Origin of the sequence: Argonema galeatum A003/A1 (assembly GCF_023333595.1) — a bacterium.
Lineage (GTDB): Bacteria > Cyanobacteriota > Cyanobacteriia > Cyanobacteriales > Aerosakkonemataceae > Argonema > Argonema galeatum.
The window spans coordinates 84405-98982 of record NZ_JAIQZM010000022.1 but is presented as its reverse complement, the minus strand read 5'-3'; the positions used below and the strand labels follow the sequence as shown (position 1 = coordinate 98982).

Below are 14578 nucleotides of genomic sequence, written 5' to 3'. Positions count from 1 at the left end.
TCTGCTCCTCTGCCCCTCTGCCCAAATAGCATAGTAAGTACGGAAGAGCCATTATTCAGCCGCACTTAAAGTCAACAGGCTTTCAAAAGTTTTGGAGAGGCGAGTCTGAAAACGCTGCCGATGCTTCAGCTTCAAAAAGGGGCGGCATATTTCAATGATAGTGCTATATCCCGATCTGTTATCTATAACTTGAACGGTACGCAAAGTATCAAGTTGTAGTTCTTTTTCTACCATCAATTCGGAAATAGCAGTTGCGCCCACACCATTCTCAACAACTGCCTTCACCATCTCCCCACTATTCAAAATTAAAATTATATTTAATTGGCTAAGCTCGATTTCCCAATTTTGTAAGGCTTCTTCAAACCTTTGCTGTGTTCCAGAACCGGACTCTCGCATCACCCAATCTGTTGTAGCTAGTTCCGTTAAGGAAATTTCTACACGCTCAAACCAAGGGTGAGATTTGCCGACAACAATTACGAGGCGATCGCTGCCCACAATTTCTTGCTCTAAAGTACTCTTAAGCGATGGGCTAACTACGCCTTCCACCAAACCCAAATCGAACTGTCCCGTCGCCGTTCCTACACAAATATCTTCTGTATTGGCGAGAGAGCAGTTAACAGAAATACTGGGATATCGCCGCTGAAACTCGCCAATTTTGTTGGGTAACCAGTAATTACCAATTGTCAGACTCGATCCCAATTTCAACTCGCCCCGTTGCAAATTGTTCAATTCCCGCAACCCGCGTTCGGTGAGGGTAACTTGGTCGAGAATTTTCTGCGCTTCCACTTGTAGCAACTTCCCAGCCTCAGTAATCTCGATGTGCCGACCGATACGATGGAAGAGTTTGATTCCATATTCTTCCTCTAAGTTTTGGATCGCTGCACTGACCGCTGGTTGGGTAATGTACAGCGTTTCTGCCGCACGGGTAAAGTGGAGGTGTTCTGCCACAGCCAGAAAAACGCGCAACTGGTCGAGGGTCATTCCCGCCATTTGAGGTGTCCGTGAAACTTGGTGTAAAAATGTTAATCACTTTAATTTATTAATATAACAAAAAAGAACATTTGATTCTATCGGTGAGGTTCCCTAAAGTAAAAACTAGCCTTTTGCACGGAGTTGAACTGAGGCAGTGCCTGCAAGTTCAATTCGAGCCGAAAAGCGATATGCAATACGCGATCGCTTAAAAGTGCAGGCTTTTTGGAGTCATTGTACCCGCCCCTTTGCGGAGTCGCTGTCCCCAAGCTTGGAAATCTGTAAGCGAGAAATTGCTGTATGACCAGTGAAATACATCTAAATCAGAATCAGAGCGCTCACGGCTTAAAGCCAGAATGCCTGTCCTACAGAGAAGTCTTGGCACAATCAATTGCCGTGATCGCACCCACGACAACACCAGCAGCAAATTTAGCTTTGATATTTGCCGCTGCGGGAAACGGCACCTGGCTGAGTTTTCTGATCGGCATGATCGGGTTGGTATTTGTCAGCGTCAACATCAACCAATTCGCCCGCCGATCGGCTTCTCCAGGTTCCCTATATTCCTATATCGTTAAAGGTCTTGGCCCCACGGCTGGCGTCCTCTGCGGTTGGGCTTTGGTTCTGGCTTATTTGTTTACAGGGACGGCAACTCTGTGCGGTTTTGCCCACTTTGGCGCTGTCTTGATAGGTCACATAGGCATCCATCCTTCCCCAATTACGATGTTAGCGATCGGCGCTGGCATAGCTTGGTATATGGCCTACAAAGACATCAGCCTCTCAGCGACGATGATGCTCTTGCTGGAAGGAGTATCTGTTGGCTTAATCCTAATTTTGGCGCTAATTGTTTGGGCTCAAAAAGGCTTCGCGCTGGATATGGCTCAAATTACCCTGTATGGAGCCACCCCAGGCGGAGTAGCGATGGGACTTGTCCTCGTTGTCTTCGGCTTCTCTGGTTTTGAAAGTGCCACGTCGTTGGGTGATGAGGCGAAAGACCCGCTCAAAAGTATCCCTAAATCAGTAATTCAAAGCACTCTCCTGGCAGGTCTATTCTTCATTATGACCGCTTTTATTGAGGTGCTTGGTTTTAGCGGCCTTTCTGTATCCCTTGCCGACACTGAAGAGCCTCTGACAGTTCTGGCTCACCAAGCCGGAGTAGGTTTATTAGGAGAGCTAATTAGTATCAGCGCATTGCTCTCGTTCTTCGCTTGCGTTCTCGGCAGTATCAATCCGGCAGCCAGGGTATTCTTCATGATGGCCCGTCACGGTTTGTTTCACACTTCCGTCGGTGCAGCACATTCGTCAAACAAAACGCCCCACATTGCTGTCACCATGTCAGCGCTGATTATGTTTCTGGTGCCAGCTTCTCTGTCCCTATTTGGTGTCAAGCTGTTTGAGAGTATGGCCTACACGGGAACGATTTGTACCTACGGATTTTTGCTGGTATATATTCTGATTTCCATTGCTGCCCCAGTTTACCTGTATCGACTGAAAAAACTGCGGCTATTAGATATAGTCTTTTCGGTTTTGGGAGTTGCTTTTATGCTGATTCCCGTTGTGGGTACGGTAGGTATTCCCGGTAGCAATCTTTTCCCAGTTCCCGAATCTCCTTACAATGCGTTTCCTTTTGTGTTCTTGCTGTACTTAATTGCTGGTTGTGGATGGTTTATCATCCAAAAGCGGCGTTCTCCAAAAATGATCGGGAGAATGAAGCGATCGATTGATGCAATTCACGTCAGATTCGACGAAACCGATCGCCTTTTGTAGGACTAATGAGTAATGGCTGATAATCGAGCGTGAAAACAAGGATTTTTCAAAATGAGCGAATTAGTAACTGCAATTCCCACAGGCTTAGTGGCCTTTACAGCAACCAACCTCGATGATATCGTTATCCTGCTGCTGTTTTTCTCCCAGGTAAATGCGGTGTTCCGTCATCGGCATATCGTTACCGGCCAGTATTTAGGTTTCGCGGCACTTGTCCTGGCTAGCCTTCCCGGTTTCTTTGGTGGTTTAATCCTACCAGACCGCTGGATTGGATTGCTTGGCTTGGTGCCAATTGCCATAGGGTTGGGTCGCTTGCTTAATCCAGAAAGCGATTCTGAGGATGAAGTCAAGTCAGAAACAGAGCAGTCTGACTATTCTGGAATTGCCAGTTTTCTTTCTCCCCAAGCTTACGGTGTGGCAGCTGTTACGTTTGCCAATGGTGGTGACAATATTGGCATCTACGTGCCGTTGTTTGCCAACAGTGGCTTAACGAGTCTTCTGGTAATCTTAAGCGTATTCTTTCTGCTGGTAGGAGTTTGGTGCTACACTGCTTACAAATTAACCGGACTGCCTGCTGTAGCTGACATCCTGACTCGTTACGGCAATACTCTTGTTCCTTTTGTTTTGATTGGTTTAGGGATTTTCATCGTGTTGGAAAATCACTCTTTGAATCCCCTAGCTTTAGTTGCTGCTAGTCTCTGTTTGATGGGGTTGGTTAAAAAGGGTGAGCGATCGCCTGAAGAAGCGTAAAATTAATTTGGTAACAACAGTCTAATGAATTGGCTTGTCAAAGCGATTATTACCGGAATAACATCCTTTGCCGCGACCAACATCGATGACGTTGTGATTTTGATGCTCTTTTTCGCGCAGGTGGATGCTACCTTCCGCCGCAGGCATATCGTTCTTGGTCAATATCTGGGTTTTACAGCGATCGTTCTCGCCAGTCTACCTGGTTTCTTTGGTGGCTTAATTGTGCCGAAAGCCTGGATTGGCATATTAGGGTTACTTCCCATTTTAATAGGGATCAGCCGCCTAGTGAATCGGGAAAATGATGAGGAAGTACAGGCAGTATCAAGTGAATTTAAGCACTCTAGATCCAATACATCTATGGTGTCAAGACTAGCTAGTTTTCTTTCTCCCCAAACTTATAACGTGGCAGCAGTAACCTTGGCCAATGGAGGAGATAACATTGGTATCTATGTGCCGTTGTTTGGTAGCAACAACCTTGCTAGTTTGGCAGTAATTTTGGGCGTATTCTTTTTACTCATCGGAGTTTGGTGCTACATCGCTTACCTGCTAACCCGCCAGCCTGTTGTAGCTCGCGTTTTAACTCGCTACGGTAAAGCGATCGTTCCCTTTGTATTGATTGGCTTGGGAATTTTTATTCTCATAGAAAGCGGGACTTATCGGCTGCTACCCCAGTTTCAATAGCTACATAATTTATCGGAATGAAAAAGATAAAAGCAACAAATTAAATTTTTAGTGCTGCTCACAGCTTGACAAAATTACACTTAAGAATTAAATTTAAATTACAAAGTTAAACTTTGGCTAAATTTGACAAGGACAAAAATTATGAAAATCATCAAATATCTGGTAATGGTGTTGATATTAACGGCAAATTTACTGTTTGTACAACCTTCATGGGCAGATGCAAAAAAGCCATCATTTGCAAAAAATCCTGAATACATAGAGGTGACTAAAAATCTAGATGTTCTCTTGAAAGCGAAAGAGGGACAAACTCAATTAGAGAATTATACACCGGAGGAGATTCAGAAAAAAATCGATGAATTAGAGTTTCAAAAATATACTCTTGAATCAGGAATAAACTGGAGTCAGTGCCGGAACGAGACAGGCAAGACAGTGGCTGTATACGGCCCGAAACAAAAAAAATCCAGCGAACAATACGAAAATGCACTTTACTTTTTAGCTGACGGTCAGACAACTGAAGAGAAATGGGATTGCGAAGGATTTTACGTACCTAATGACGCAGTACTAACAGACTTAACTGTTGAAGGACAGGATGGACAACAATTGAGGGGCGCTGTTGCTGTCAAGATACCTGATGGAACGAATTTAGTTCTCAAGAAAAATCCCGACACAGGCATAGTTGAATTCAACGTTCCTTCTAGTAAAATATTGAAAGCAGGCGATGCCAACTGGTTTATACCGAATGTATCGCAAGCATTCATAGATACACGAGTCCCAAATGCACTTCCCAGTCAGAACGAGGATATCGAGGATTAAAGTTCCCGCATTTGTCCTACTGTGAAGGCGTATTTGTGATTACGGTTACAGCCAAAATCCGCGAAAAAATCAGAAGTAACTCTCTGAAAAGCTCTGATAATTTGGCTGTAACCCTGACTAAAGAAGAGTAGTAAAAATTAAGGGTGTTATTGATGCAGTTAAAGTTAAAATCCATGCAGGTAGAGGCAAATACGAAGAAGCAAGGACGACTGAATCCGTCGCGAGTGCGGGATCACTTGGCGAACGAACGCACTTATCTGGCATGGATGCGTAGCGCGATCGCTCTCATGGGTTTTGGCGTCGTCATCGTCCGCCTTCGCGCCTTCCACCCACCCCTTCTCCCTCATCCCGGCAATGGCTGGAAATTAGGTTTACTCTTCTCTCTAGTGGGTTTAGTGACAGTCTTGCTCTCCACCCAGCACTACTTCGCCGTCCGCCGCGACATCGACGAGGATACTTACGAACCAGCCGATCGCTGGGTGATCCTGTTTAGCCTCGCGGTACTAATCCTGGGTGCGGGAGTTATCTATTTTGTCTTCACAGCACCCCTCAGTCCAATGAGTCCCGTTATGCCTGACTGATAATTCTCTCTAGTGCAGCGCGGCAGAAATAACCCATTAGTTCAGAAGTAGTTAAATGTCTGACAATCAAAAGATTTTTGATTTTTGACTTTTGACTTTTGACTTCCGCGTAGCGGCACTAGGCTCACGCCGGATAAACTAATTTCCAGCTTACCATCACTAATATTGTGTAAATAACAAGCCGGAGTGCTGGTTGAGGAGTAATTTTGCAGAGTTTGGCACCCACCAGCACCCCCGGCACCGTGCCTAACCAAATAGGCAATACCAGACTCCAGTCAACTGTGCCAAGGCACAAATGCCCCAGAGAAGTAAAAAACAACAAAATGGCTGCCTGTGAAAGATCTGTCCCTACCAACTTACGAGAGTCAAGGCGGAAAAAGGCAATCAGTACGAGTGCAAACATCGAACCGGAAGACACGCTAGTCAAACCGACCAGACAGCCTAAAACAGATCCAATACCAATCGTCTGAAAACGACCGCCGTTAGTTTTTAAGTCAAATTTGGGTAGTTCTGGTAACTGCAATTGAGGAACAAAATTTTTCAACAACAATTGTGCAAGCGCCGACAAAGCGACAAGCAGCATCATTATCCCCAGCAAGCGCAGCAGTATGTCATCCAGATTAAGAGTCCCATTATGTTTGATTATGTATAAAATCCCCACTCCCGTCAGCGACCCAGGAACACTTCCCAATGCCAGCCATTTGACAACTTGCAGATCGAGTGTTTTTTGCTGCCAGTGCTTGAAACCACCGACAACCTTCATCAAAGTGGCAGCCACTACATCAGAACTGACAGCGATCGAAGGCGGTACTTGGAACACGAAAATCAACATCGGGGTGATCAGAGACGCTCCACCAATTCCTGTTAAACCAACTATGATGCCAACTACGAAGCTAAGACCCGAAAGTAATAAATAGTTCATCGGAATATACGGTATGGGGGAAACTCAGTCACGAAGCGTGCCCAGAGGAAAGCAACACGAGCGGTAATAAAGCGCCATGAATCTTAAAATGCGTAACTGTAGCCATCTTTTCGATGAACAATTTGGCAGTATTTGTAACTAATTCCTTGCACCGTTTCTGACGCATAAATGTTAAACGAGCCAGATGACCTAACCGCAACACGCCCCACGTACTCACCAATTTTCTTTCCTGATGTAACAATTGCTTTCACAATGTCACCTGTTTGAAAACCCTTAACGAATTTATTTCGAGGAACGTATCGAGATGGAAAGCCAAACTTATCAGTGCGGCACATTTGACGAGTACCATGTCCACTAGCTTTAATCAATAATGGCTTGCTTGTTAGTACTTCCAATGACTCAACTTGAGCAACGCAAGCAGCATCTAACCAATGAGTTTTAGGTAAATTTAATCGAGTGCGATTAAATTTAGTCAGTCCTCCAGAGCCAGTTGAGACAGGCAAGCCAGTTTCTTGGAGCCGATTAAACAGCGCCCATCGGGTTGAGTTAACCGCCGCAGCATCTTTAAGGGGACGTTTCGCTTGAGATAAAATCCGCTTAAGAATGTCCGGCTTTTTAGCAAGGAATTGCTCAATATTTTTGGTTCCCTTTTTCTGGTTGCACTTCTCACAAGCAAGGCAAAGATTAGAGATCCGGTCAGATCCGCCTTTGGCTTTAGAATGAACATGATCAACCTGCAACGGTACATTTTCTGCGCTACAGTAAGCGCATTTTCTCTCCCATTTGTTAAGCAAATACTCGCGAACTTCATAGCCATGTAATTCTCCCTGCTGATACTCAATGCCTGAGATTTCAGAGTTTTCTAGTTGTTGCAGGTCAAATCGGACAAGCTCTTGAACAATTGATTTAATAGGTGCAAACTTAATGAACTTGCTTACCCAAGTAATCGTTGTTTCAACGCGATGTTGCAATGATGGCGCTAGCCATCCATAAGGGCGGGTACGGTTCAAAAATCTTGCTTGTCGGTAACGAGTATGGCGACTTCTGCGAGAACAACGTAGTGAACGACGCGATTCAAGACTTGCTTTTATCGTTTGACCCCGATGAGTTAGTTCAGCACCAAACATAACTTTGTTTTCTTGAAGTAAAGCGATCCCAGTCGTTTTGGAGCCGGGATCTAGTTTGAGGGTAATTGGCTCAGGGTTTTCCGCCACCTCCTTTTTAAGAATAATCGTAAATGGAAACAGTCTAAAAACGGCAGCTTTTTTAGCCAGAAGTAGTTTGCGAGCCGTTACAGGACGGCACGGTGAGAGAGGTTTTTTGTTGGTATCAATGACTAAAACGTAATTTTGGTTAGACATGGTTTTGTCTCTACTGATTTCTCGTAATGTTAGCTTCGCCAATGTTTTAAGAGCTTTTTAGACTTGCAGCACTGCCTCAGTGACCTTAAGACTGTTTAACGGCAAATGACAGAGCGGGGAACTAGCTTTGCATTCCAAGGTGTCGTGACTCAAAAAACGTAGACCTCGAAAGTCTTAGGCTGGTCAGGACGGCTTGTTTTGATTTCTCTTACAAGCCCAGCGTCTTTAGACCTGGGTTCCTGACACTGTTGCCCTATTACAGGGTGTTAAGTGGAGAAGCTTCAACTCGAATTAAGCTTCTGCTTTAGTGCTAAAACACAACAACTTAAGCGAACAGTAGACCAAACCTTTTACCACCAGTTCATCTGCTTTTCAACTTTGAGGCACATAACGATTACTTAGCAAAAACTTTGGTGGGTTTAATCTATTGTAACTAGACAGATTTACTGCTTACTCAGCTTCACATAATCTTTACAGGAAATAGGGCCGGAGTTGCGAGAATTTTAAATTGCATCAACGCCAAAATGATTACGGTGTAAGCAGTAGAGGAAACTAGACCCGTCAATAGCTCTTTTTTAAGATTACGCTCTTTGGGTTGCCCTTGAAAAACATCCACAGATCCAAATTGCATCAATATAATCCCAGCAATGTTGGAAAGCCAGTACCCTAAGATTGAGCAAGGTAGGCGTAAATCTGAGGAAAGCAAACTACACACATAGCCAAAAAAATAAGCTATTGGCAAATTGAAAATCAAATCATTCCACCAACATAGTGGTGAGAGCAAATATCCAATTACCAGAAAAAATCCGCCCCTTAGTTTTTTCGACATGACTTCTATCCGTTTCAGTGGGTTAGAGCTATACAGGTAATCTACGGTTATTTTGTGGGGTATGGCGTATCGTTGTGCCTTGCCTACCTCTGGGCCAGAATATCCAGGCAGGGCAAGAACTTGAACTCGTCTTGTGTAGCCTGCTGTAGCTGCTCAGATTTTCGCTGACTGTTCTGACATCGATCATAATACATAATTTCGCTAGACTTACCGTAGTTTAATCCAAAGGTTGAGTAAATGTCTAGGGGAAAATTAGGATCGATCTTGGGATTGCCCGGATTGCTTGGGCTTCTGCCTATTCCCAGTTATCTGAGTAATTATACTTAATCGTTTGGCAAATTCGTGTCTATCTTATCCCTGGGTAATTGCCAGGTTGGCGAAAGGGAAAAAATTACAACGGTTTTCAAGTGAGTGAGGTACAGAGAAACGTACATAGAAACCGGGTTTCTGGGCTGTACTTCATCCAACTGCAAACCGCTATAATTACTTCGATCTACCTATCAATAATTCCCTCAAATCCAACAATTTTGCACTGTCATTACCAAAAACCACAGGCAGATCCCCATTCCATTTATCTATGGCTTGCTTTAGCAGTATTTCAGGAGTCAAATTTTCGCGCAGCAACCTTTGTGCCTCAGCCTCTCCTTTAGCTAAATTAACCTTTACCTCTGCTTCTTTTGTTGCTTTTTGCGCTAAAAAACTTGTTTGCTTTGCTTGCTGTTCGGCAATTTGCTTCGCTTCGACAGCTTCATTAAAGCGTTTTGAGAAGTGGATATTTACTAGAGAAATATCATCAATTGCCAGGTGATAGTTACTTATTCGTGCGGTCAATAAATTATCTACACCAGATTTAAGTTCTTCCCGCTTAGTAATGATTTCTTCGGCTGTGTACTTTGCTACTACTGCCTTTAGCACTTCTTCAACCGCTGGTTTGATAATGCGATCGACAACCTCTGTCTCAGCACCAATTTGTTGAAAAACAATGTTTGCTTCCTCTGGAATAATATGCCAGTTGAGAGCTACATTGGTGAAAACATCCTGGAGATCTTTGGAGGATGCTTGAGTGGATATATCCTGCTTTTGTATGCGAACGCTCAATTTTTTTACGGTATTAACTAAGGGAATAATTGGGTGAATTCCTTCTCCTAGTACCCTTTGTACGTTACCAAATTCCATCAACACGCCCCGTTCTCCAGCATTTACAATTGTAAAGGGCGTGAAGATAATAATTAGCAGCAATACAACTAAAGTCAACTTACCAACCCTGGAAAAAGCATTACTTTTTTTCATGACTAATGACTTAGCTCTAGAACACCGATTCAGCAATCAAAAGCCTAACCCCCTTTGCCCCTGACCCCTATGACCCTTGCCCCCGGCCCCTTACCTACAAGGTATGGGGCCGGGGCAAGGGCTAAGAACAGTCGCGCCTACAAGTATCCACTGGGTAGCGTCGTCTAAAAATACCCATTGCGTTTTTGACTGAACCTGGTTAGGATATAATCTTGTAACTATTAAATACGGTATTCCTACCAATTAACCGTAGATTAACAAGGAGAACATTGGATGGGTCTGTGGTATAGCACCGAGAAACAAGGCAAGTCCTTAGCTGAGTCGGCTACTCGTGGAGCCGCTGAATTATCAGGGTTTATAGGACAGTGGTGCGAACAGCAGGGCATGGGTAAGTTAAAGTTTGCTTCCCTAAAAGGCTTCGTGTCGTTATTTTTGGTGGGAGTGAGTTTGAGTGCGGCTCTAGCATCCTGCTCTGGCAACAACTCTAATCCCAGCGCTACATCAAGTGGTGGTGCCACCCCAGCGGCTAAAACTGGGGACGTTGAAGTGACGCTGGTTTCCTATGCAGTCACCCGCGCCGCTTACGAAAAGATTATTCCCCAGTTCACAGCCAAGTGGAAACAGGAACACAACCAAAACCTTACCTTCAACCAGAGTTATGGCGGGTCTGGTTCCCAAGCCCGTGCTGTGATTGATGGCTTGGAGGCGGATGTGGTGGCGTTAGCCTTGGCGCTCGATACTAAGAAAATTGAGCAAGCCGGACTAATTCTACCAGGTTGGGAAACCGAAGCTCCCAATGGTGCGATCGTAACTAAATCCGTCGCCGCTTTGGTCACCCGCGACGGCAACCCCAAAAAAATTCAAACCTGGGCAGATTTAGCAAAAGATGGCGTCAAAGTCATTACCGCTAACCCCAAAACTTCAGGTGGCGCTCGCTGGAATTTCTTGGGTTTATGGGGTTCCATTACCCGCACTGGAGGTGACGATGCCAAAGCCCAGGAATTTGTTAACAAAGTCTACAAGAATGTCCCCGTGCTACCCAAAGATGCTCGCGAAGCCAGCGATGTCTTTTTCAAACAAGGTCAGGGAGATGTTTTAATCAACTACGAAAACGAAGTTATTTTGGCTGGGCTAAACGGTGAGAAACTTCCTTACGTAGTGCCAGATGTGAATATTTCGATCGACAATCCCGTCGCCGTTGTAGACAAAAACGTTGATAAACACGGCACCAGAGAAGTTGCAGAAGCATTTGTCAAGTTTCTCTACACACCAGAAGCTCAACGCGAATTTACTAAAGTTGGCTTCCGACCCGTCGATCCCACGGTAGGAGAAGAAGTAGCTAATCAATTTAGCAAAATCAAAACTCTCTTCACCGCACAAGATTTGGGTGGTTGGGATGCAATCCAGAAGAACTTTTTTGATGATGGGGCTGTTTTTGACAAAATTCAGTCCGCCAAGTAAATCAATCACCAATCAACAAATAACTACTTATGGCTGTATCTGTTTCTTCGGCACCTACTCCAATTAGGAAAAACTTTCTGTATCAGCTGACCAATATCTCTTGGCCGTGGCGAATTACAATAGGGTATCTTGCCCTAATGCTATTTCTACCAGTGTCGGCGCTTATATTAAAAGCGAGTACAGAAAATCCGGTTAACTTTTGGCGAATTGCTACCAGTCCCATAGCTCTATCTACTTATGATGTCACCTTTGTCACATCATTTATCGCAGCTTTAATCAACGGAGTGTTTGGCTTTTTAATTGCTTGGGTTTTAGTCCGGTACGATTTCCCCTTCAAGCGGTTAATTGAAGCAGCGATCGATTTACCCTTTGCTTTACCCACCTCCGTTGCTGGTTTAACTTTGGCAACCGTTTACAGCGAAAACGGCTGGATTGGTTCCCTGCTAGCACCTTTCGGAATTAAAGTAGCGTTTACTCGCCTGGGGGTAGGCGTAGCAATGCTGTTCATCTCCTTGCCTTTTGTAGTGCGAACCTTGCAGCCTGTAATGCAGCAAATGGAAAAGGAGATCGAAGAAGCAGCCTGGTCATTGGGAGCCTCTCAATGGCAGACGTTTTGGCATGTGGTTTTGCCACCCTTAATGCCAGCACTTTTAACTGGTGTCGCACTGGGGTTTGCTAGAGCTGTTGGAGAATACGGTTCGATCGTAATTGTCGCTTCCAACATTCCATATAAGGATTTAATCGCATCTGTGCTGATTATCCAGCGATTGGAGCAGTATGACTATTCGGGCGCGACAGTGATTGGCGTTGTACTGTTGGGAATTTCACTGTTAATACTAATCGCAATTAACGTTTTACAAGCTTGGGGGCGACGTTATGAACTCTAATTTAGTGGGACATTCTTTGCAGCCAGATTCGCCGGATTCGCGATCGTCCTCATCAGCTGAGAAGCGTGGTTGGGTAAAAGTAGTTGCGATCGCAGTTGCGATCGCCTACTTATCGCTAATCTTGTTCGTTCCCTCCCTCAACGTCTTTGTACAAGCATTTAAAGGAGGGTTTGGGCCTTTTATGGACAACCTGACGGAACGTAATTTTGTCCATTCCGTACAGCTTACTCTCGTAATCGCTCTGATTGTCGTGCCTGTAAATACAGTGTTTGGACTCTGTGCCGCTTGGGTAATTGCACGCAATCAATTTCGCGGTCGAACCTTTCTAATTAGCCTTCTAGACATCCCCTTTGCAGTATCGCCAGTCGTAGCCGGACTGATGATTGTACTACTTTACGGACGTAATGGTTGGTTTGGGCCACTACTAGAAGCGGCAAACATTAAAATTGTTTTTGCCATGCCTGCAATGGTATTAGCGAGTGCTTTTATCACCTTGCCTTTTGTCGCTCGCGAAGTCATTCCCGTTCTAGAAGAAGCTGGTTCCGAACAAGAAGAAGCCGCTAAAACTTTGGGTGCAAATGACTGGCAAGTATTCTGGCGCGTCACATTACCCAATATTAGTTGGGGTTTGCTTTACGGTGTGATTTTAACTAATGCCAGAGTCATGGGCGAGTTTGGTGCTGTCTCTGTCGTATCTGGTAATATCACTGGCAAAACTCAAACCCTGCCGCTTTTTGTAGAAGAAGCCTACAAGCAATACCAGACTCAAGCCGCATTCTCAGCCGCCGTACTACTCGCCGGTTTGGCATTTGTCACCCTGGTACTGAAAGAAATTCTGGAACGTAAAACCCGCATCAAAGAAGTTGAATAGACATCTCCAAAAAAAAATGTAGAGACGTTGCATGCAACGTCTCTACAAGGGTTATAGGTAACGCACCTTTAATTTTTGGAAATATCTAATGAGACAGATTTGCTAATTTCAAATTTTAGATTTCAGATTTCAAATTTAATTTTTAAATTTCCCATCTGAAATTGGCAATCTGGGATTACCTATCACCTATTATCTACCCATTACGGAGGCTAAAATGATAATTCAAAATAGCAACAACAGTCCATCAGAGCAATTTAACACAACTGGCCTCAGCCAGAAAGCAGATCTTCAAACTTCTCCTGATGATCTTAGGCTCACTCAAATTCGCATTCGACTTCGCATTCCCAAAGATTATCATCAGGAACCAGTCATTTCCCGGTTGATTTCTCAGCACGGCGTCACAGTCAATATTGCCGCCGCTTTACTTTCAGCAAACGCAAGGGATGATGGCTGGTTTGACTTGGAACTCAAAGGCACTCCTCAACAGATTAGCAGTGCTTTAATTTACATTAATGATTTGGATCTGGAAGTCTGGCACGATTCCAGTTCTCACGAAGACAGTTGGTAAAAGTTCAGCAATGAGGCTTGGTAGATGCCTTAATTGCGACTAATGCCAAAGCAGTGGACGAGTTTGGTGCAGTATGGGTTGTTTGCTTGAGCGTTGCTCGCCAAACTCAAATCTTTGGCTAGATTCACGCCATGCTGTTTTCAATTGCCCAACGTGCTAGTTCTGTGCGGTTATGCAGACCCGTTTTACCCAGCATATTGGAAACGTGGCTTTCTACCGTGCGCTGACTCACACCTAGTTCGTCGGCAATTTCCCGGTTGGATAGACCCCGCGCCACGTGCTGTACCACTTTTAGTTCGGTCGTCGTTAACTGCACATCGAAGGGAACTTGGATTTTCTGGCCATCTTCTCCTTTGGCTTGGTGGGCTATTAGCCGCTCGGTATGCTTGAGGGAAGATTCCACTTGAGCTACTAATTCTTCTGGCTCAAATGGTTTAACCATATAGACATCTGCTCCCGTGTTGAGACCTTTGACCTTATCGGAGCTTTGACCTTTTGCCGAAAGGAATAGAACCGGAATCCAGCTGGATTCTGGATTTTCTCTCACGTGCTTCACGAAGGTATAGCCGTCCATCTCCGGCATCATCACATCGCAGATAATCAGGTGAGCTTTGTCCGTTTCGAGCAATTCCAGTGCTTGCCGACCATTTTCTGCTGTAAGCACTTCGTATCCCCGAAATTCCAGGTAATCCTTAACTAGCAGGATTAGGTTGGGGTCATCGTCTATCAGTAGCAGTCGTTTTGCATCTCTGAGGCGAGTTTCTTTCATGCTGTGCCACTGGTCCATTGCGAGTAAGTCGATCGAGTTTACAAATTGTCTCACGTCGTGTTATC

The 14578-nt window shown here is 44.7% G+C and carries 15 protein-coding genes; 9 read left to right on the top strand and 6 right to left on the bottom strand.

Annotated elements, in window-relative coordinates:
• Positions 1 to 51: 51 nt before the first annotated feature.
• Positions 52 to 981, bottom strand: coding sequence for a LysR substrate-binding domain-containing protein (locus LAY41_RS21300; RefSeq protein ID WP_249102702.1), 930 nt, complete (start codon positions 979 to 981; stop codon positions 52 to 54).
• Between the two features lie 288 nt (positions 982 to 1269).
• On the opposite strand from LAY41_RS21300, the gene LAY41_RS21295 reads away from it, so the two are divergent.
• The 5 genes from LAY41_RS21295 to LAY41_RS21275 all read left to right on the top strand — a co-directional run bounded on the left by LAY41_RS21295 (position 1270) and on the right by LAY41_RS21275 (position 5555).
• Entirely contained in the window at positions 1270 to 2733 is a 1464-nt protein-coding gene (locus LAY41_RS21295) for an APC family permease (RefSeq protein WP_249102700.1), read from the top strand.
• 51 nt (positions 2734 to 2784) lie between these two features.
• Positions 2785 to 3480 carry a cadmium resistance transporter gene (locus LAY41_RS21290; RefSeq protein ID WP_249102698.1) on the top strand — a complete coding sequence of 232 codons (696 nt, stop codon included), beginning with the start codon at positions 2785 to 2787 and terminating at the stop codon, positions 3478 to 3480.
• Positions 3481 to 3504: 24 nt separating this feature from the next.
• A complete protein-coding gene (locus LAY41_RS21285; protein ID WP_249102697.1) occupies positions 3505 to 4161 on the top strand; it encodes a cadmium resistance transporter in 657 nt (218 codons plus the stop codon).
• Positions 4162 to 4302: 141 nt separating this feature from the next.
• On the top strand, positions 4303 to 4974 hold the full coding sequence (locus LAY41_RS21280; RefSeq protein ID WP_249064784.1) for a hypothetical protein: 672 nt from the start codon (positions 4303 to 4305) through the stop codon (positions 4972 to 4974).
• Positions 4975 to 5126: 152 nt separating this feature from the next.
• Positions 5127 to 5555, top strand: coding sequence for a YidH family protein (locus tag LAY41_RS21275; protein WP_249102696.1), 429 nt, complete (start codon positions 5127 to 5129; stop codon positions 5553 to 5555).
• A 124-nt stretch (positions 5556 to 5679) separates the two neighbouring features.
• Here LAY41_RS21275 and LAY41_RS21270 read toward each other — a convergent pair whose 3' ends face one another.
• From LAY41_RS21270 to LAY41_RS21260, 4 genes are all read right to left on the bottom strand, one after another.
• Positions 5680 to 6477, bottom strand: a complete 798-nt coding sequence (locus LAY41_RS21270) for a sulfite exporter TauE/SafE family protein (RefSeq protein WP_249102695.1) — start codon at positions 6475 to 6477, stop codon at positions 5680 to 5682.
• 83 nt (positions 6478 to 6560) lie between these two features.
• The gene (gene iscB, locus LAY41_RS21265) at positions 6561 to 7838 is read right to left on the bottom strand and encodes an RNA-guided endonuclease IscB (RefSeq protein ID WP_249102694.1); all 1278 of its coding nucleotides are present in this window, start codon (positions 7836 to 7838) and stop codon (positions 6561 to 6563) included.
• A 460-nt stretch (positions 7839 to 8298) separates the two neighbouring features.
• Complete coding sequence (locus LAY41_RS32990; protein ID WP_476726991.1) at positions 8299 to 8667, bottom strand: DUF7980 family protein; 369 nt, start codon at positions 8665 to 8667, stop codon at positions 8299 to 8301.
• Positions 8668 to 9150: 483 nt separating this feature from the next.
• Positions 9151 to 9957: a prohibitin family protein gene (locus tag LAY41_RS21260; RefSeq protein WP_249102689.1), complete on the bottom strand. Its 807-nt coding sequence runs from the start codon at positions 9955 to 9957 to the stop codon at positions 9151 to 9153.
• A 384-nt stretch (positions 9958 to 10341) separates the two neighbouring features.
• Between LAY41_RS21260 and LAY41_RS21255 the strand changes: the two genes are divergently transcribed.
• From LAY41_RS21255 to LAY41_RS21240, 4 genes are all read left to right on the top strand, one after another.
• The gene (locus LAY41_RS21255) at positions 10342 to 11418 is read left to right on the top strand and encodes a sulfate ABC transporter substrate-binding protein (protein WP_249102735.1); all 1077 of its coding nucleotides are present in this window, start codon (positions 10342 to 10344) and stop codon (positions 11416 to 11418) included.
• A 29-nt stretch (positions 11419 to 11447) separates the two neighbouring features.
• Entirely contained in the window at positions 11448 to 12305 is an 858-nt protein-coding gene (gene cysT, locus LAY41_RS21250; protein ID WP_249102686.1) for a sulfate ABC transporter permease subunit CysT, read from the top strand.
• Positions 12295 to 13176: a sulfate ABC transporter permease subunit CysW gene (gene cysW / locus LAY41_RS21245; RefSeq protein ID WP_249102684.1), complete on the top strand. Its 882-nt coding sequence runs from the start codon at positions 12295 to 12297 to the stop codon at positions 13174 to 13176. The genes cysT and cysW overlap by 11 nt, the downstream gene beginning before the upstream one ends.
• Positions 13177 to 13390: 214 nt before the next feature.
• The gene (locus tag LAY41_RS21240; protein WP_249102683.1) at positions 13391 to 13744 is read left to right on the top strand and encodes an NIL domain-containing protein; all 354 of its coding nucleotides are present in this window, start codon (positions 13391 to 13393) and stop codon (positions 13742 to 13744) included.
• Between the two features lie 124 nt (positions 13745 to 13868).
• On the opposite strand, the gene LAY41_RS21235 is transcribed toward LAY41_RS21240, so the two are convergent.
• On the bottom strand, positions 13869 to 14513 hold the full coding sequence (locus LAY41_RS21235; RefSeq protein ID WP_249102681.1) for a response regulator transcription factor: 645 nt from the start codon (positions 14511 to 14513) through the stop codon (positions 13869 to 13871).
• Positions 14514 to 14578: the final 65 nt, after the last annotated feature.